A 17,034-nucleotide genomic window follows, 5' to 3' on the forward strand; every position below is an offset into this window, starting at 1 on the left:
ACTTGTTTGCGCGGCGTCAAGTTTCGATGACCGACTTCACGCTAGAAATGCCGGCAGGCCAGGCCCGGGCCGCGACGGAAACCAGCGGGCCGAGACAGAGAGGATAGACTGATGACCGACATTGCAGAGATCAAGCCATCGATCGACGTACGCCTCGTGCCGCCGCCGGAACGCCATCCCCGGATCTTCGGCATGCTCAACGCACTGCTCCCAGGCGGCTCGATGCTGATCACGAGTGACCATGATCCGCGGCCGTTGCATTATCATCTCGAAACGAATTTCTCGGGCATGTTCGGCTGGGAATATCTCGAACAAGGACCGGAGGTCTGGCGGGTCGAGATCGCACGCATGAAGGACGCCGGCTGCGAGTGCAGCTGTGGCGGGGACCATTAGGCAGACCGTCCCTGACGCTTCCGCTATGAGGTGATCGACATGCCGAGTGCCAGTCTTTCCCGTTGGACAATGGGCTACTTCGCGGCCGCTTGCCTTTTCCTGCTGATCGGTCAGGCATTGCTGGCCGCGGGCTACGGGGATCCGATATCCGCGGTCGAGGCGCCGTCGACGCTTGCCGTCGTTCACCTCTTCACGGCCGGCTGGCTCGGCCTTCTGATGTCCGGTGCGTTACTGCAGTTCGTCCCGGTCCTGATCGCCAAGCCGCTCAAAGGCGAGGGCGCAGCCTTTCCGGCACTCGGTGCGATCGTCGCCGGAGCGTCGAGCCTCGTCATCGGCTTTGCCGGTATGGCCGGGGATTTCTCGCTTGCACCGCATCTGCTTACCTGCGGTGCTCTCCTGCTCGCGGGTGGCTATCTCTGCGTTGCGGCCATTCTCGTTCTCACGATCGCTACCGCGCGACCACTCGGTCTGCCAGCCCGCTTCGTCACCGTCGGCCTCTTCTGTCTCTGCGCGACGTTCGGTCTCGGGGTCGTCTTCGCTTTTGCACTTTCGGGGTTTCTGCCAGCCAGCTGGCTTGCCATCCTGCCTGATACGCTGCCCTTGCACGTCGCCTTGGGTCTCGGAGGCTGGCTGAGTTTTTCTGCGCTCGGCGTCAGCTACAGACTGCTGCCGATGTTCATGCTGGCGCCCGACAGCGCGTCCCGGTTCGGCGGCAAGGTGTGGATTTCCGGCTCCGCGGCTATCGCGGTGGTGGCGGCCGTGCTTGCGCTGGTCCTAGCCGATGTCCCGGGCGCCAGAATAATCATGGTTGCCGCACTCGGGCTTTCGATCGCCGGTCTCGGCCTCTATGGTGCCGACCTTATCGCAATGTACCGGGCGCGGCGTCGACCACAGCTGGAGCTGAACAGTCTTGCCAGCATAGCGGCATTCGCGGCGCTCGCTTCCGGAGCGCTGTGGCTGACACTCGCAACAATCGCGGGGCGGCTTGGCGAAGATGTTCCGGCGATCGTCTATCTTCTCGGGTTCGGATGGCTGACAGGCCTCGGGCTCGCCAAGCTCTACAAGATCGTACCTTTCCTAACCTGGCTCGAATGCTATGGCCCGGTCCTCGGTCGTGGGCCGACGCCGCGAGTGCAGGATCTCGTCAACGAACCGCGTGCGCGGCTGTGGTTCGCGATGTTCCATTGCGCCGTGGTCGCTTCGACGGCCTCGCTTGTGCTTGGAAACAATCTTCTTTTTCGCAGCGCCGCCAGCCTGCAATTCGCCGCGATTACCGGGCTTTGTTTCGAATTCTTCCGTGCCCGACGCCTGATGGAGGTCGAGCCGAATAAGCGCTTGCCCGCGGGCGCCGTTCGGCCCAATTTCTTTCTACCCTCTTTCCACCCCACGAGGTCACAATGACAACCCCTTACAGAGAACTCGACGTGCGTCCCATCCTGCGCAATGGCGGAGAACCGTTTCATGCCATCATGGAAGCCGTTCAATCGCTGAAGCCAGGTGAAGGGCTCAGGCTCGTGGCCACCTTCAAGCCTGAGCCGCTTTTCCGCGTGATGGGCAAGCGCGGATATGCGCACGAGGCGGTCGAGATCGAGGGCGGCGACTGGCAGGTGCTTTTTACGCCCGAGGCCGGAGGCGCGGCCGATGTAGCCGCCTCGAGCGGGGCAGCCGAGGCGGCGGCCGTGTGGGCCGAGCCGATCTTCCATCTCGACCTCACCGATCTCGATCCTCCGGAGCCGATGGCCAAGATCCTGTCCCGGATCGAACTCATGGAGCCGGGCGAGGTTCTCTTCGCGCTGCTATCGCGTGAACCCGTCTTCCTGATGCCAGAACTGGAGAAGCGCGGCCACCAGTGGGTCGGCAACTACGACGAGACGGGCGAGGCCTACCGCATGCTGGTGCGGGTTGGTGGCGTGGCGGAGTAGATGATGGATGTCGATCAAGCGCGAGGTCTTGCGGCCGATGTTCTGGTCGCCCTGACCGGCATCACCGATCCCGAGATCGGCGGCAACATCGTTGACCTCGGGCTTATCTACGACGTGTCCGTCGACGAGGCGGGCGCCGCAAACGTCGTCATGACGACGACGACGAAGGGATGTCCGGCAGCCGGTTTCCTGCAACAGGCGGTGCGGGCCTCGGTCGAGGCCGTTGCGGGGGTGACGGTGGCTGTTGTGCAACTGACCTATGAACCGCGCTGGACGCCGGAGATGATCCGTCCGGGCGTCTTTCCCTTTTCCTCACGACACTGAACTTTGAAATTCATGCCAGTCTTGGTGAGCCCGACGTCGTGAGACGCCGGGTTTTGCTGCTCTATGCTTCAAACCACGCGGCGGACCCGTGTGAGCATCGGGCCGTATTCGACGACGAACAGGCCAAAGGCGAGCATCCAGCACAGGCCGGCCGCGGCGTAGAGTTCCAACCCCTGCGCCGGCACAAAGTCGGCTGCCGGGCGCAGCAAGGCTGCGAAGAGGAGCGCGACATAGGACGCGGTCGTGATCTTCGAGGCTGTCAGGACGCGCCCGGTGTGGCCGCGTATCGCGCGGGTCATCACCGCCAGCATCATCATGGAGATTGCTCCGACGGTCATGACGTGCAGTACGGCATTCGGGGCCAGTTGCTGCCATTGGCCGAGCGCTACCGCAAAGAGGCCGAGCGGTACGAATGCATAGGCGGTGTGCAGCACGAAGAGCAGTTTTTCGGCGAACACCGTGTGACCGCGCCAGCGCAGGAGCCGGGCGGCATGCAAACCGCCTGCAACGAGCGCGACACCACCCGTCAGGCGGTCCTGCGGAATAAGTGTCCAGCTGCCGAGCGCCACCACGCCGGCAATGATCGCAATTGCATCGAAGCGATTGTAGGGAACGGGGAAACGCGTCTCGCCTTTCTGGTTCAGCCAGTTTCGGGAAAAGCTCGGGATGATGCGCCCACCGACGATCATGATCAGAACGATGTAGGCCGAAACCGCCAGCCGTTGCACGATCCCGGTTGTCTCCCCGGTCAGCGTCCCGACGTGAAACCCGATGTTGGCGAGAGAAAGAAGGGCAAGGATGGCCAGCACCTTGAGTTCCTTCCATTTGCGGCCCGCGATGATCTCGCGGGCGCAGACGAAGAGAAACGCAGGGAGGAAGAGGCTGTCGATCGTCACGGCGATCTCGACAGTCAGCAGGTCAGGATCGATCAGCACGATCCGTCCCGCCAGCCAGAGGCCGAACAGCGCCATCAGGGGAGGGCCGGAGACCGGAAGCCTGCCGGTCCAGTTGGGGACGGCTGTCAGCAGGAAGCCGGCGACCACGGCCGAAGCAAAGCCGAACAGCATTTCGTGGGCGTGCCAGGCGCTGGCGCCATAGGATCCTCCGACCGCAAGACCCTGGGTCAATGCGAGGATCCAAAGGAACATCACGCCGATGGCGACGATGGCGGCGCCGAGAAAGAACGGCCGGAAGCCGTAGGAAAAGAAGACCGAACCGGTTCTGGACAAGCCGCGCGGAATACCGCCGGCGGGGCGAGTAGGCTGTCGCATGGTCATGGGAAATCCCTCAAATTTGACAATGTGCAAACCTGCTACGGCATCGAGCCTGCGTCCTCTTTGACCAGGCGCAAGGAAAACGCTTGTTTCTCAATAGATTCTGCGACTTCCGCTGCGCGCTTCCTGCCAAATTGACGCAGGTGGTCTGCCGCTCGGCGAAGTTTGTGCTGGCACAAATTGCGGCATCCGGTTCGGGGGTAGAACACCCTCACCGGACGATATTCAGTCCGCCAAGACCCACAAGGAGATATTCCGATGACTGAGCAGTTTCAGGTGACCCGCCGCACAATTCTGGCCGGCGCGGCCTTTGCCGGCGCCCTGGCGCCGATCATCAAGACGACCGAAGCCCGCGCCGAAGGCGGCAGCATCAAGACCAACGCAGCGGCGACCGCCGCCGACATTGCCAAGTTGCCGCGCGAAAAGGTCGAGCTGGTAAAGCCCCCGTTCGTTCATGCACATACCCAGAAGGCCGAAGGTGGTCCCAAGGTCGTCGAGTTCACGCTGACCATCAAGGAGCAGAAGATGATCCTCGATGATTCCGGCACCGAGGTCCATGCCATGACCTTCAATGGTTCCGTTCCCGGCCCGTTGATGGTGGTGCACCAGGACGATTACGTCGAACTCACGCTGATCAACCCCGCCACCAACACGCTGCAGCACAACATCGATTTCCATGCCGCAACGGGTGCGTTGGGCGGCGGTGCGCTGACCATCGTCAACCCCGGCGAACAGACGGTGCTCCGCTTCAAGGCAACGAAGGCCGGCGTCTTCGTCTACCACTGCGCACCTCCCGGAATGGTTCCGTGGCACGTCACCTCGGGCATGAACGGCGCCATCATGGTCCTGCCGCGTGACGGCCTGAAAGACGGCAAGGGCAATGATCTCGCCTATGACAAGATCTACTATGTCGGCGAGCAGGATTTCTATGTCCCGAAGGATGCGGACGGCAACTACAAGAAGTACGAAAGCGCCGGCGACGCCTATGCCGACACGCTGGAAGTCATGAATACGCTGACCCCCAGCCACATCGTCTTCAATGGTGCGGTCGGTGCGCTGACCGGCGAACACGCGATGAAGGCAGAAGTCGGTGATCGTGTCCTGATCGTTCACTCCCAGGCCAACCGGGATACCCGCCCGCACCTGATCGGCGGTCATGGTGACTATGTCTGGGCAACCGGCAAGTTCGCCAACGCGCCGGACGTTGACCAGGAAACCTGGTTCATCCCCGGTGGTGCTGCCGGCGCCGCATACTACACCTTCCACCAGCCGGGTGTGTATGCCTACGTGAACCATAACCTGATCGAGGCATTCGAAAAGGGTGCTGCCGCCCACTTCACCGTCACGGGTGACTGGAACGACGACCTGATGACCTCGGTCATGGCTCCTTCGGCCAGCTGATCGGCCAAGGCCCATGCCAGCCTTTGGTAGGCATGGGCCACCCTCACGACCGGACAGGTTCTTTCCGGGAGATTTTAAATGCATTCGCTCAGCCAAAACCATCCAGCGGCTTCAAGTGACTCGCTCGTCATTCCGATTGCGCTGATCGCTGTGATCGGCGTTGCACTCGGGCTGCAGTCCGGACTGTTCCATCAGCCTGCGCCGACGGTCACGGTACCGATGACCGTGAGCATCGAGCCCCGCGCCTTCGAGTACCGTCCCGCCGGCGAGTTCTACAAGAACGGCTTCGCGGTAGATGCGCCCAAGGTCGAGGTTGTCAGGGCGCATACCCTGTCGATCACGAAATTTCAGATCACCACCGCCGAGTACGATGCCTGCGTCGCAGACGGTGCCTGCCCGGCGCGCGAGAGCGCCACGGAATCGACGGACGACCTGCCGGTGACCGGCGTCAGCCATGATGATGCGACGGCTTATGCGAACTGGCTCAGCGAAAAGAGCGGTGCGGTCTGGACCCTGCCCACAGACGAAGACCTTGCCTTTGCGGCGGGCTCGAAGTTTCCCGATGATGCGCTCGGCGTCGATCCCGACAGCAAGAACCCGGCCCTTCGCTGGCTTGCGGATTACAGGCGGGAAGCCGAACGCAAGGCGTCGCGCGATCCCGCGCCGCAGGCCCTTGGGCATTTCGGTGAAGGGGAATACGGCCTCGCCGATTTCGGCGGCAACATCTGGGAGTGGACAATGACCTGCAATCGGCGTGTCCTCCTGCAGGAAACGGCCCAGGAAGTAGAGGGTGCCAGTGATTGTGGGATCTACATCGCTTCAGGCAAGCACCGGGCACCGCTCAGTTCCTTTATCCGTGACCCCAAGGGCGGCGGCTGCTCCGTCGGCACCCCGCCGGACAATGTCGGCTTCCGGCTCGTTCGCGATGATCGGTGGTTTGCAAGGCTACTTTTTGCCTTTCGTTAAGTGGCTCGCTGGGTTAGAAAGCCAACCTTGAAGGGTAGATCGACGTCGTTGCGCTCGGCCTAAATGCCTTGAGTGCATCGGTCGCCTGAAGGAAGGATTCACGACGGTGAAAATTGATCGAGCCGTCGTCAAGGCTCTTCCCCTGTTCGACCGGATGAGCGATGAGGATCTCGACAAGCTCCTTGGCCACGCCAGCCCGCGGCGCGTGCCGCAGGGCGACACAGTCTTCGAACAAGGCCAACCCGCCGTCAGTTTCTACCTCCTGCTGCACGGTCGCCTGAAGGTGACGCAGGTCACCGCCGACGGCCAACAGATCATCGTCCGTGTTGTCCACCCCGGCGACCTCTTCGGATTTGCCAAGGCATTGCAGCGCAGCGATTATCCCGGTACGGCGATCGCGGCCGCCGAGAGCCTGACGCTAGGCTGGCCGACGGACCTCTGGCCCAGTTTCGTGGAACACAATCCCCGCCTTGCCGTCAGTGCGATGCAGACCATCGGACAGCGGCTCGAGGAAGCGCACACACGCATTCGTGAAATGTCGACGCAGGAAGTGGAGCGCCGCGTTGCCCATGCCGTCCTTCGCCTGGCCAAGAAGGCCGGTCGCAAGGAAGACGGCGGCATCCGTATCGACTTCCCGATCTCGCGCCAGGACATCGCCGAAATGACCGGGACCACGCTGCATACAGTGTCGCGCATTCTCAGTGCGTGGGAAAGCCTGGGTCTCGTCGAGGGCGGGCGGCAGAAGCTCATCGTCAAAAACCCGGCGGGCCTTTCCGAACTTGCCGAGGGCTCCAAGGATCGGGCCTGAACGAGCCAAAATGCGAATGTCTTGCAAGTTGCGTTCTGCTATTTGTGCGGCGACAAAGAAGCCGTGCCCCGGTGGGCGTATCTCTTGTCCCAACGGACCCGAGGGGTCCTGATTTCAAGGAGATAAGAGAATGTCCGCAATGCTGAAGCGTTTCGCCGTCGCCGGTGCCGTCCTCGCTGCTTTCGTCGGTTCTGCCGTTGCCGCCGATTTCGAAGTCCACATGCTGAACAAGGGCAAGGACGGTGCGATGGTGTTCGAACCGGCCGGCCTGAAGATCGCTGCCGGTGACAGCGTGACCTTCATTCCTACCGACAAGGGCCACAACGCCGAAAGCATCAAGGGCATGATCCCGGAAGGTGCCACCGAGTTCAAAGGGAAGATGAACGAGCAGATCAAGGTGACTTTCAGTGTTCCGGGCGCCTACGGTGTGAAGTGCGCACCGCATGTCGGCATGGGCATGGTCGGCGTCGTCGTGGTCGGTGACGCATCGGCGAACCTCGAAGCCTTCAAGGCCGTCAAGCTGCCCAAGAAGGCTCAGGAACGCGTGGAAGCAGCACTGGCAAGCGCTCAGTAATCTCGAATGACCTTTTAGAAAGGCCCGCCTCGGCGCCCCGAGGCGGGCTTTTGATATGATCCAGCATCCTATGTTGTGTCCCCTGGCGTTGCGTGTCTGCACCTTCGCCTCTAGTGTTCACCTGCAACGAGACAGAGCAGGAAGAACGTGTGAAGGCAGGCATCGCAACTTGTCTGGTCATTGCCAGCATCGCCGGAGTGCCCCATCGGGCCGCAGCCGAATGGAAGCCCATCGAGAAGGTCCAGCCTTATTCCATCGCCGGCACGAGCGGTCTGGAGCTCTACCAGTCGATCGGAGCGCGTGGCCCGAAACTTAGTGTCGGGATGCGCACCATCGCGCAGACGAGTTTCGCCCTGACATGGACACGCAAATACGAGACCCGCGGCAATGACTGCGTACTCGCCGTGGCGAAGCCGAAGCTCATCATTACCTATGTCCTGCCAAAACCGGAGAACCGGCTGTCAGGTCACGTCAACGCCAGCTGGGCGACCTTCATCGAAGGCGTGCAGGCGCATGAGAAGGTTCATGGGGATATCATCGTCGACATGGTGCGCAAGATCGAAGCGGCGACATTGGGGTTGACCGTGCCGGACGATCCGAAATGCCGCAAGATCAGGGACGAAATGACCACCCGGCTTTCGGCCCTCTCCCAGGAGCAGCGGAAGCGGAGCCGCGATTTCGACCAGGTCGAACTCAGCCCTGGCGGGAATGTCCACCAGCTGATCCTGAATCTGGTGAACGGCGACTGATCAGCTCTTCCGGATATCGTTTCGGTTGCGTTCCTAGAGCCGTCACAGGCGCGGTCGTCCAATCGTCCGTAAGAAGTTTCTAACCTACTGCTTGTGGTATTCTTCTTCTTTTCTCTTATTTTTCAATTGGCTGCGCAGGTGGCGGGCTGCTCCGGTGCGATTTGTTGCGCGGGAAATCGGCAATTGCACCCCTGACGAATCTGTGCAACAAATTACGTGTGGTTGTGCTTGGGAGGGCCGGCCATGAATGGGAGCAGAAATATTATCCAGTGCATTCGGGGCGGCTTAGGGTCGTGCCGACGTTATTGACCAGGAAATATTTTTGGGAGGAAAGCCATGTCGCGGGCCGAGCTGTCCGAGCACTCGCTTTCGATAAAGTCGGCGTTGGTCATCGATGATCATCCACTCTATTGCGATGCCTTGGCAACGACGATGGAGAGCATCTTCAATACCCGCCGGATCCGAACAGCGACGTCACTGGGCGAGGCGCTGCAGCAGCTGCGCATGCGTTTTTCGCCTGATCTTGTCATTCTCGATCTGAACCTGCCGGATGCCTCCGGCCTCAGCGGTTTCCTGAAGATCAAGGAAAAGACGCCGGACATTCCGGTAATCGTCATTTCCGCGATCACGACGGAAGGGGTTGTCCAGTCGGTCCTCGCGGCCGGGGCTGCGGGCTTCATCCCGAAGGAGACGGGCCGGCAGACCTTCCAGGACGCCATGCGCGATATCTGGAACGGCAAGACCTATGTCCCGCCGGGGATCGCACTTCCGACGCGGACGCAATCGTCCGATCGCTCCGTTGAGACAATCTCGCGCAAGATCGCGCATCTTTCTCAACAGCAGACCCGTATCCTGGGCCTGATCTGCGAGGGCATGCCGAACAAGCTGATCGCCTACGAGATGCAACTCGCGGAGGCAACGGTCAAAGCGCATATCACGGCTCTGCTCCGAAGGCTCGGCGTGCACAACCGCACGCAGGCCGCCATGCTGGTCCGCGAGGTCTCGATCCGCCACAGCCTTCAGTGAAACAAACGGGGGTCGAGTGGGTGCGGACCCCTGGGAGGAGGACGGCAGCACGGTGACGGTACTGGAGGATCTCGAACGCTTGCCCGCGAAAGCGGTGCGGATTGCCGTGTCTCATCTCGATGACGCGGAGGCGGCGCTTGCTGATCTTCGACGGCAATTGAGCCATGCGCGGCCGAGCTTTATCCTGCTCTTCGTTCCGAGTCGGCTTCCTCCCGATGCGCTGGCGGAAGCGTTGCGCAACGTCTTTCCGAACACTGTGGTCTTCGGCTGTACCACCGCGGGCCAGATCACGCCGCGCGGCTACGAGGACGAAGCCCTGGTCGCGCTTGCCTTCGAGCGCAGCCATTTCCGCGTGGCCTCGACCTTGTTCTCGCCGATCTCGCCGGTCTCCATCGCAGAAGTCGTCCAGCAGACGGAGAGGCTTGCGGAGCAGTTCCGGGTTACGCCGGGGAGAAAGCGGCTGGCGCTGATCTTTGCAGATGGCCTGTCCAAGCAGGAGGACATTCTCGTGGCGGCGCTGGAGGCGGGCCTCAAGGACATTCCCGTCTTCGGCGGCTCGGCCGGGGACGGCATGCGTTTCGAGCAGACCCAGGTTCTACGCAACGGCGAATTCCATAGCAACGCCGCCCTGCTGCTGCTGCTCGAGACCGACCTCAGCTTCAGCGGGTTGGGGTTCGATCACTTCCAGCCGACGGACAGCCGGATGGTGGTGACCCGGGCGGTGCCGGAGGAGCGGTTGGTGCTGGAGATCAACGGCTCGCCGGCGGCTCACGAATATGCCCGTCTCGTCAACGTGCCTGTCGACGAGCTTTCCCCGACCATCTTTGCCGAAAACCCGGTGCTGGTTCGTAACGGCAACACCTATCACGTCCGGGCGATCCAGCAGATCCACGGCGAACATGGCCTGACCTTTCTGTCGGCGATCGACGATGGACTGCTTCTGACACTGGGCCGCGGCAAGGAGATCATCCGGACGCTCGACACAGGCCTTGCCGTCACCGACAAACAGGGCGATCCACCTGATTTCATCCTCGGTTTCGACTGTTATCTGCGCAAGCTCGAGATCGACCGCAAGGGCCTGGCGCAGGAGGCATCCGAGCGCTTTCGCGAACGCCGCGTGGTGGGTTTCAGCACCTATGGCGAACAACATCTCGGCGTGCATGTGAACCAGACCTTCGTCGGTGTGGCCTTCTTCAAACCACGGGGAAGTGTTTTGCCGTGATCGATCCGAGCGAACCCTACGAGGTACAGATCGCCAAGCAGGCCAAGATCATCGAAGCGCTGATCAATCGTGCCGAGCGCGGGCACGAAGTGGGCAGCACCGCCTACTCTCTGTTCCAGTCGGCCATCGCCCTGCAGGCGGAAGTCTGGGAAAAGACCAAGGATCTCGAAAAGGCGCTGGACACGCTCGGCCGCGCATCCAGCGAACTGGAGATCGCCTATCAGGCGCAGGAGCGGATCCAGCGTAACCTCGCGGACGCGATGGTGGCGATGGAAGGCGGTTTCGCGCTCTTTTCGGAAGATCGGCTGCAGGTATGCAATGCGCAGTTTCGGCGCCTGCTTCCCGATCTCGAGCCGTTGCTGAAACCGGGACTTGCCTTCGATGATTATCTGGCCGCGGTAAACACCAGTCGCTATCTCGTGCAGACCAGTGGCGAGAGAAATGCGACGCGTAGCCGGGTTGTAGCGCCGGCGTCTGGTCCTGTCGGCGCGCGGTTCTCGTCCTTCGTGATGGAATTGCGCAACGATCGATGGTTCCAGATCTCCTATCGCCAGACGAGCTCCGACAACATCGCAGTGCTGCAGACCGAGATCACTGATCTGGTGCGGGAGAACCGGCGCGAGAAGGACCGGCTGATCGACCAGCAGGCGCATCTCCTGCAGGCGGCCTTCGACCATATGGCGCTTGGTGTCTGTACATTCTCGTCGGCAGGCGAACTTCTCGTTCACAACGAACGATTCGGCGAACTGCTCGGGATTCCGTTGCCGCTGCTGAAGAAGGGCACCCGATTCCAGCGGCTCGTGGAGCATATAGAGCGCCATGAGATCCTGGGTCGATCGTCGCGCCGCAAGGATCTGGCGGGTTGGTTCAAAGCCCTTGCGCGGGGGGAGACGGTGCAGCAGCGCTTCCGACGGCGCGATGGCATGAGCCTCGATCTGCGCCTGCATGCCCTTCCCGACGACGGCTTCATCGTTTCGATCATGGACGTCACCGCCGAAACCGAGGCGGCGGCTCTGCTCGAGCGGAGGGTTCAGGAACGCACCGCCGAACTCACTGAGGTCAACCGGCTGCTGCAGATCCATGCCGTCGAGCAGGCGAAGATCGAGGGTGATCTTCGCCTGGCCAAGGAAGCTGCGGAGGCTGCGCATACGTCCAAGACACGCTTTCTCGCGGCCGCAAGCCACGACCTGCTGCAGCCGATCAATGCGGCCAAGCTTTACCTCTCCATGCTGACGGAGACTGTCGAACAACCCGGTGCGCGGGAGGTGGTCAGCCGGCTGAACCGCTCCTTCACCTCGATTGAAACACTGTTGCAGGCGCTTCTCGACATTTCGCGGCTGGACAGCGCCGGCGCCGAGTTCAACGTCACATCCTTCAGCCTTGGCAGCCTGCTTCAGGGCATCGCGGAGGATCTTGCGCCGCTCGCCGCCGAGAAGGGAATCGACCTCACCATCGTTCCTTCCACGCGTTGGGTTACCAGCGATCAGCGCTACCTGATGCGCAGCGTACAGAACCTCGTGGTGAATGCGATCCAGTACACCGAACGCGGGCGTGTGCTGGTCGGATGCAGGCTTGCGGGCAACCGCTTGCGCATTGAGGTCTGGGATACAGGCATCGGGATTTCCGAGAAGGATCAGGCGCGTGTCTTCAAGGAGTTTACCCGCGCCGGCGGCGGGAAGGGAACCGGCATGGGACTCGGGCTGTCGATCGTCGAGCGTGCGTGCCGCCATCTCGATCATCCGGTGCGGCTGGTCTCGCGACCGGGGCACGGTTCCATGTTCTCGATCGAAGTGCCGTTGGCGGTGCCCGGCCCCGACAGCGCCTTCGAAAACCCTGCGGTTGAGGCCATGCCCGAGGGCAATCTCGACCTGATCGTTCTCATCGTGGAGAACGATGCGGACGAACTCCACGCAATGACACAGAAGCTCGAAAGCTGGGGGGCAAGCGTGCTGGCGGCGGCCTCCACTGCGGAGGCTGTGGCGCTGATGCAGGAGATCGGCACGCCACCCGACATCCTGCTGGCCGACTACCAGCTGGACGAGGACGACAACGGCATCGAGACGATCCGCACGCTGCGGGCGCTTGCCGGCGTCGAGATCCCCGCCGTCATCATTTCGGCCAACCGCCAGCGGGAGTTCCTGCGCCTCGGCAATGAAATGTCGTTTGCGGTCCTGACCAAACCGGTCCAACTGGTGCGGCTCAGAGCCCTCATCGACTGGAAGACCCGCTCGCGTGTCGCGTGACCAATACCGACCAATGTCTGCGGTGACTAAGGCGTGGCGGGGACTAGGCTGTCGGACAAAAAGGGAGGTCTGCGATGCGTCTGTTTCTGCTTCTTCTTTTCTTCACGACGGGGTTTGCGGCGCAGGGTGCGGCCGCCGAGACCTACGATCTTCTGTTCCGGAAGGGGTCGCTTTCCAGTCTCAATGCTTCTCCACCCGCTGCCGACGGCCAGCAGGGCAAGGATACGCTCGTCTACGACAAGCTGACGTCGGGTCTCAAGAAGGGTGATTCTCCGGACACCGACAGCATCGGCCTGCAATTGACGACGGATGACAACGTGACCCTCATCCTTCATCGCGGACCTCAGATGCGTTCGCTCGGCAATTTCCCGGCTTCCGTCGGCAATCCGCTCATCATGTATTTCCTCGAGAGCGCGCTCGACGATGTCGCGAAGCAGTCGGGTGGAAGCCCCTTCTATATCCGCAACAGGATCAAGGATGCGCTCAGAAGGGACGCCGAGATCGTGCCGGTCGCGGTACGTTTCGGCGATCGCGATGTCCAGGCGCAGCAGGTAACGCTGCGGCCGTTCGAGAAGGACAAGGCGCGCGACAAGATGGGCCGTTTCGCCGATCTCGCGCTTGCCATCACCGTGTCGGAAGACGTGCCGGGCGGGTACTATTCGCTTAAGGCGACGGTGCCGGAGGGCAAGGGCGACGCGGATATCGGCTATGTCAACACGATCACGCTCAAGGGGCTCGGCGAGGTAAAGCCATGAGGCGCGGGGTTGTCTGGCTCGGAACCGCGCTTCTGTCCGTAACAGCCGCCGCCGCGCAGGTGATGCCGGAGCACCTTAACGACTATCCCACCGAGGCCCGCACCGACTATGTCTTCGGCTGCATGGCGGCCAACGGGCAGAACCGTGAGGTCCTGCGCAAATGCGCCTGCTCGATCGATGTCATCGCATCGATCCTGCCTTACGAAAAATATGTCGAGGCGGAGACTGTTCTGGCCTTGCAGCAAGGGACTGGCGAGCAACTCGCGATGTACAAGACGGCGGTGGTATCGCAGACGATGGTCGCCGAACTGAGGCGCGCCCAGGCCGAAGCCGAAATTCTGTGCTTCTAGAACTTGCGGGGAAAGGCCCGGTCTTCAGGCCGGTGGTCGTTTCGGCAGGACCTGATCGAAGACGTTGCCTTCGGTGTCGACCGCATGCACGGCAAGATCGGGGGAGCCGTTATCCGAATAGCTGAAGCGAAAGACCGGGTTCTCGCTGATGGAGATCCCCCCTTCAAGGGAGAAGAGCAGTTCTCCGCCCTGGCGCACTTCCAGCTGGTTGATGAAATGGGCGCCGATGAACAACTGCGTGACCTGATCCCGCTGCAGTCCCGAATAGTTGGGATGCCGGATCATGATCTGCGCCTCGCGGCGAGTCAGGGGAACCGCCGCGTCGAAAAGCTTGAGCCGCATGTCGCCCATTCCGGCGAGTGCTGCTGCCGGGTCCTTGCCGGCCGGCGCCGAGCAGCCGCCCGAAGCCTTGACGAAACGGCCGGTCATGTAGCTTCCGTCCGGCGTTTCCGCAATCGCGCGGATGTTCGAATACTGGTTGACGCGCACGCGTGTCTCGAATCTGAGCGGCATCATGGCCGGTCCGAAGCGGATCTCGGCGGCGACCGGAGCGGGGTTCTCGTCGATGACGAGCGTGATCGCTTTGATCAGCAGTTTAGCCGAGGTTTTCTGTTCGATGACCACCGGAACGGTTGCGGCATCGTCGGCGCGATAGGGCGCCGTCAGGGTGAAGAGCGAGGTTCCGTCCTTCAGCTCCGTGTTGCCGACGACATCAGCCTTGATCTCCTCCCAGGTCGGACTTTCGGCAAGCGCATTATCGGACGGCGCCTCCTGGGCGCTTGCGAGACCGGCAGCAAGAAAGAGCGATAAGCCTGCAAAGATGAACTTCATGGTCCGGCCCCATCTGGCAAGGACATCACCCGCCGTGTTGTCGGGCAGGCGGGCATTATACGCCAGGGCGCCGTGATGCAGAACCGAGCCTTTCGGATGTGTTGCGGGCCTCATGGGCGGGGGGCAGGCTCTTTCCCGGCAGGAAATGCGGAGGAGGAGCATGTTCGAGGCTTTTGCGGTCGTCTGCGCTCTCGCATCGGCGCCGCCGGATGGTTCACCGTCCGCTCCGGAAATCTGTCGGACGGCGCTGTTTCCGGGGCATGCCGCGCAAACGCTAGCAGGGTGCGAGAAAGGTGCATTGTCCACGCCTCGACAGTGGCCCGGACTTGTCGTTGGGGAACCCTTCTGCCGCTCACGTCCGACTTCCTCTCTCGAATTCGACGAAGTTGCACCGGGACTTTTCGTCCACCGCGGTGAGATTGCGGAGGTCGGATCCGGCAATCTCGGCGACATCGCCAACCTTGCCTTCATCGTCGGGGAAGACCGGATCGCCGTTGTCGATGCGGGCGGATCACGGCAAATCGGCGAGCAGGTCTATCTCGCAATCCGGCAACGAAGCGAGTTGCCGATTTCGCACCTGATCCTCACCCACATGCATCCCGATCACGTGTTCGGCGCCGAAGTGTTTCGAGAGGCCGGCGCCCAGATCGTCGGCCAGCAAAACCTGCCGCGGGCGCTCGCTGAGCGCGCGGAGAACTATCAGGCAAGTTTTACGCGGTTGATCGGCGAGCCCGGCATGCTCGGCAGCCGGATCGTCCCGTCTGATCACACGGTAGAGGACAGCGAGGCCATCGATCTCGGGGGGCGGCAAATCGAGCTTCGTGCTTGGCCGACCGCCCATACCGTGACCGATCTCACGGTGTTAGACCGCAAGACCGCGACGCTTTTGGTCGGGGATCTGCTGTTCGACCAACACACGCCTGCACTCGACGGATCGGTCAAGGGATGGCGGCATGTGCTGCAGGAGCTGATGGCGATCAAGGCTGACCGGGTGATTCCGGGGCACGGTGGCCCCGTCCTCCCCTGGCCGCAAGGCGGATTGCCGCTTGAGCGTTATCTAGCGGTGCTGGAGGAGGACACGCGGGCGGCCCTTGCGAAAGGGGTGCCGTTGTCGTCCGCGACGGAGTGGATCGGGCGGAGCGAGGCCAATCGCTGGCAGCTTTTCGATCTCTACAATCCGCGCAACGCGACTGCCGCCTATACGGAGCTGGAATGGGACTAGCCGAATGCTCTCAGTTCGGCACGTGCTTCAGCAGGAGTTGTGCGATCGCATAGGCTCGCTTTTCGAGAAGGACGGGTGTTTCGCAGACATAGGTCAGCGCGCGGGCGCGATCGTGGTAGATGCGCTCATCCCAGTCGATCTGTTCCTCCAGCTTGTCGATACGATCGAAGTCGGGATTGGCCTCGGCCGTCAGTCGGGTCATCTCGCCCTGGCTCTGATCGATCTTCTGCGCCAGCCTGATCTGGCTCTCAGAGTAACGCGCGATGCCGCTCATCAGACGCTGGCGGTCGGATGACAGCTTGTCGAAGACGCGGTGGAAGACGTTGCCCAGCAGCCGGGCATCCGAGGACGGCGTCTTTCCGACAAAGTCGGAAACCTGTCGTTCTGCATCCTCCAGAGAGACCCGGCGCAGCGCCAGAAGCGTTGCCAGGCTCTCCGCTTCCGGTGTGAGTTCGACCTTTTCGACGGGAGTGGGCCACATGAGGCCGGCCGAAAGGTTTTCCACCTTGCGCTGGATGCAGGGCCATGTCGGGTCGGAGAAGTCTGCCGCGATGCTGCCGGCGGGCAGAAACAGCAGGCACAGCAGCAGATTGGCGGCTCTCATGGCGCAGTCTCCTCCTCGAAGATGCGTCAGTATAGGCCTACGCAGCCCTTCGGCCCAAGGTGGCAATTTACACACTAAGGTCGCAATTGTCAGTGCGCTTTGACCGTCTGTAATCTGACGTCAAGGTCGGAAAAGGCCGGCATTCCATAACGCATATCCCGGGAGGCGATCCATGCGCACACGCGCTGCTCTGGCTGTTCAGGCCGGAAAACCCCTTGTTGTGACCGAAGTCGAGCTCGAAGGCCCGCGTGCCGGCGAGGTTCTGATCGAGGTTAAGGCGACGGGGATCTGCCATACCGACGACTTCACGCTGTCGGGGGCCGATCCGGAAGGCCTGTTCCCGGCGATCCTCGGCCATGAGGGTGCCGGC

Annotated in this window: 19 protein-coding genes; 16 read left to right on the top strand and 3 right to left on the bottom strand. The window is 61.9% G+C overall.

What is annotated here, in order from left to right; genetic code table 11:
* Positions 1-111: 111 nt before the first annotated feature.
* Genes ACX93L_RS19720 through ACX93L_RS19735 form a run of 4 tightly spaced genes read left to right on the top strand, consistent with a single transcriptional unit; the run spans position 112 to position 2,639 of the window.
* Positions 112-393, top strand: coding sequence for a DUF2249 domain-containing protein (locus tag ACX93L_RS19720; protein WP_169594279.1), 282 nt, complete (start codon positions 112-114; stop codon positions 391-393).
* Between the two features lie 39 nt (positions 394-432).
* A complete protein-coding gene (locus ACX93L_RS19725; protein ID WP_459406413.1) occupies positions 433-1,794 on the top strand; it encodes a hypothetical protein in 1,362 nt (453 codons plus the stop codon).
* Positions 1,791-2,315, top strand: a complete 525-nt coding sequence (locus tag ACX93L_RS19730) for a DUF2249 domain-containing protein (protein ID WP_459406414.1) — start codon at positions 1,791-1,793, stop codon at positions 2,313-2,315. The genes ACX93L_RS19725 and ACX93L_RS19730 overlap by 4 nt, the downstream gene beginning before the upstream one ends.
* 3 nt (positions 2,316-2,318) lie before the next feature.
* Positions 2,319-2,639: a metal-sulfur cluster assembly factor gene (locus ACX93L_RS19735; protein WP_459406415.1), complete on the top strand. Its 321-nt coding sequence runs from the start codon at positions 2,319-2,321 to the stop codon at positions 2,637-2,639.
* A gap of 68 nt (positions 2,640-2,707) precedes the next feature.
* On the opposite strand, the gene ACX93L_RS19740 is transcribed toward ACX93L_RS19735, so the two are convergent.
* A complete protein-coding gene (locus ACX93L_RS19740; RefSeq protein WP_459406416.1) occupies positions 2,708-3,916 on the bottom strand; it encodes an NnrS family protein in 1,209 nt (402 codons plus the stop codon).
* 255 nt (positions 3,917-4,171) lie between these two features.
* Between ACX93L_RS19740 and nirK the strand changes: the two genes are divergently transcribed.
* From nirK to ACX93L_RS19790, 10 genes are all read left to right on the top strand, one after another.
* Positions 4,172-5,314 carry a copper-containing nitrite reductase gene (gene nirK, locus ACX93L_RS19745; protein WP_459406417.1) on the top strand — a complete coding sequence of 381 codons (1,143 nt, stop codon included), beginning with the start codon at positions 4,172-4,174 and terminating at the stop codon, positions 5,312-5,314.
* Between the two features lie 78 nt (positions 5,315-5,392).
* Positions 5,393-6,280, top strand: coding sequence for an SUMF1/EgtB/PvdO family nonheme iron enzyme (locus tag ACX93L_RS19750; RefSeq protein ID WP_459406418.1), 888 nt, complete (start codon positions 5,393-5,395; stop codon positions 6,278-6,280).
* 106 nt (positions 6,281-6,386) lie between these two features.
* The gene (locus tag ACX93L_RS19755; RefSeq protein WP_459406419.1) at positions 6,387-7,088 is read left to right on the top strand and encodes a Crp/Fnr family transcriptional regulator; all 702 of its coding nucleotides are present in this window, start codon (positions 6,387-6,389) and stop codon (positions 7,086-7,088) included.
* A 130-nt stretch (positions 7,089-7,218) separates the two neighbouring features.
* A complete protein-coding gene (locus ACX93L_RS19760) occupies positions 7,219-7,662 on the top strand; it encodes a pseudoazurin (protein ID WP_459406420.1) in 444 nt (147 codons plus the stop codon).
* Positions 7,663-7,811: 149 nt separating this feature from the next.
* Complete coding sequence (locus tag ACX93L_RS19765) at positions 7,812-8,411, top strand: DUF922 domain-containing Zn-dependent protease (protein ID WP_459406421.1); 600 nt, start codon at positions 7,812-7,814, stop codon at positions 8,409-8,411.
* Between the two features lie 336 nt (positions 8,412-8,747).
* On the top strand, positions 8,748-9,437 hold the full coding sequence (locus ACX93L_RS19770) for a response regulator (RefSeq protein WP_459406422.1): 690 nt from the start codon (positions 8,748-8,750) through the stop codon (positions 9,435-9,437).
* A gap of 52 nt (positions 9,438-9,489) precedes the next feature.
* Positions 9,490-10,659 carry an FIST N-terminal domain-containing protein gene (locus tag ACX93L_RS19775; RefSeq protein ID WP_459406433.1) on the top strand — a complete coding sequence of 390 codons (1,170 nt, stop codon included), beginning with the start codon at positions 9,490-9,492 and terminating at the stop codon, positions 10,657-10,659.
* Positions 10,656-12,902, top strand: a complete 2,247-nt coding sequence (locus ACX93L_RS19780) for a hybrid sensor histidine kinase/response regulator (protein ID WP_459406423.1) — start codon at positions 10,656-10,658, stop codon at positions 12,900-12,902. The genes ACX93L_RS19775 and ACX93L_RS19780 overlap by 4 nt, the downstream gene beginning before the upstream one ends.
* A 74-nt stretch (positions 12,903-12,976) precedes the next feature.
* Positions 12,977-13,657, top strand: coding sequence for a hypothetical protein (locus tag ACX93L_RS19785; RefSeq protein WP_459406424.1), 681 nt, complete (start codon positions 12,977-12,979; stop codon positions 13,655-13,657).
* The gene (locus ACX93L_RS19790; RefSeq protein WP_459406425.1) at positions 13,654-14,007 is read left to right on the top strand and encodes a hypothetical protein; all 354 of its coding nucleotides are present in this window, start codon (positions 13,654-13,656) and stop codon (positions 14,005-14,007) included. The genes ACX93L_RS19785 and ACX93L_RS19790 overlap by 4 nt, the downstream gene beginning before the upstream one ends.
* Positions 14,008-14,031: 24 nt before the next feature.
* Here ACX93L_RS19790 and ACX93L_RS19795 read toward each other — a convergent pair whose 3' ends face one another.
* Positions 14,032-14,838, bottom strand: a complete 807-nt coding sequence (locus ACX93L_RS19795; protein WP_459406426.1) for a quinoprotein dehydrogenase-associated SoxYZ-like carrier — start codon at positions 14,836-14,838, stop codon at positions 14,032-14,034.
* 298 nt (positions 14,839-15,136) lie between these two features.
* Between ACX93L_RS19795 and ACX93L_RS19800 the strand changes: the two genes are divergently transcribed.
* Positions 15,137-16,060, top strand: coding sequence for a quinoprotein relay system zinc metallohydrolase 2 (locus tag ACX93L_RS19800; RefSeq protein WP_459406427.1), 924 nt, complete (start codon positions 15,137-15,139; stop codon positions 16,058-16,060).
* A gap of 10 nt (positions 16,061-16,070) precedes the next feature.
* Here the strand turns inward: ACX93L_RS19800 and ACX93L_RS19805 are convergent, their stop codons facing one another.
* Positions 16,071-16,664: a hypothetical protein gene (locus ACX93L_RS19805; protein ID WP_459406428.1), complete on the bottom strand. Its 594-nt coding sequence runs from the start codon at positions 16,662-16,664 to the stop codon at positions 16,071-16,073.
* 172 nt (positions 16,665-16,836) lie between these two features.
* On the opposite strand from ACX93L_RS19805, the gene ACX93L_RS19810 reads away from it, so the two are divergent.
* Positions 16,837-17,034, top strand: a 198-nt coding sequence (locus ACX93L_RS19810) for an alcohol dehydrogenase catalytic domain-containing protein (protein ID WP_459406429.1), incomplete at its 3' end; no start/stop codon positions are given.

The sequence above is a fragment of the Rhizobium sp. CAU 1783 genome, from assembly GCF_054551725.1.

What these genes read in the sequence shown, in the direction of transcription:
- ACX93L_RS19790 (WP_459406425.1), top strand. Translation starts at nt 13,654, where the DNA reads ATGAGGCGCGGGGTTGTCTGGCTCGGAACCGCGCTTCTGTCCGTAACA.
- nirK (WP_459406417.1), top strand. Translation starts at nt 4,172, where the DNA reads ATGACTGAGCAGTTTCAGGTGACCCGCCGCACAATTCTGGCCGGCGCG.
- ACX93L_RS19730 (WP_459406414.1), top strand. Translation starts at nt 1,791, where the DNA reads ATGACAACCCCTTACAGAGAACTCGACGTGCGTCCCATCCTGCGCAAT.
- ACX93L_RS19735 (WP_459406415.1), top strand. Translation starts at nt 2,319, where the DNA reads ATGGATGTCGATCAAGCGCGAGGTCTTGCGGCCGATGTTCTGGTCGCC.
- ACX93L_RS19795 (WP_459406426.1), bottom strand. Translation starts at nt 14,838, where the DNA reads ATGAAGTTCATCTTTGCAGGCTTATCGCTCTTTCTTGCTGCCGGTCTC.
- ACX93L_RS19725 (WP_459406413.1), top strand. Translation starts at nt 433, where the DNA reads ATGCCGAGTGCCAGTCTTTCCCGTTGGACAATGGGCTACTTCGCGGCC.
- ACX93L_RS19750 (WP_459406418.1), top strand. Translation starts at nt 5,393, where the DNA reads ATGCATTCGCTCAGCCAAAACCATCCAGCGGCTTCAAGTGACTCGCTC.
- ACX93L_RS19770 (WP_459406422.1), top strand. Translation starts at nt 8,748, where the DNA reads ATGTCGCGGGCCGAGCTGTCCGAGCACTCGCTTTCGATAAAGTCGGCG.
- ACX93L_RS19760 (WP_459406420.1), top strand. Translation starts at nt 7,219, where the DNA reads ATGTCCGCAATGCTGAAGCGTTTCGCCGTCGCCGGTGCCGTCCTCGCT.
- ACX93L_RS19740 (WP_459406416.1), bottom strand. Translation starts at nt 3,916, where the DNA reads ATGACCATGCGACAGCCTACTCGCCCCGCCGGCGGTATTCCGCGCGGC.
- ACX93L_RS19785 (WP_459406424.1), top strand. Translation starts at nt 12,977, where the DNA reads ATGCGTCTGTTTCTGCTTCTTCTTTTCTTCACGACGGGGTTTGCGGCG.
- ACX93L_RS19720 (WP_169594279.1), top strand. Translation starts at nt 112, where the DNA reads ATGACCGACATTGCAGAGATCAAGCCATCGATCGACGTACGCCTCGTG.
- ACX93L_RS19805 (WP_459406428.1), bottom strand. Translation starts at nt 16,664, where the DNA reads ATGAGAGCCGCCAATCTGCTGCTGTGCCTGCTGTTTCTGCCCGCCGGC.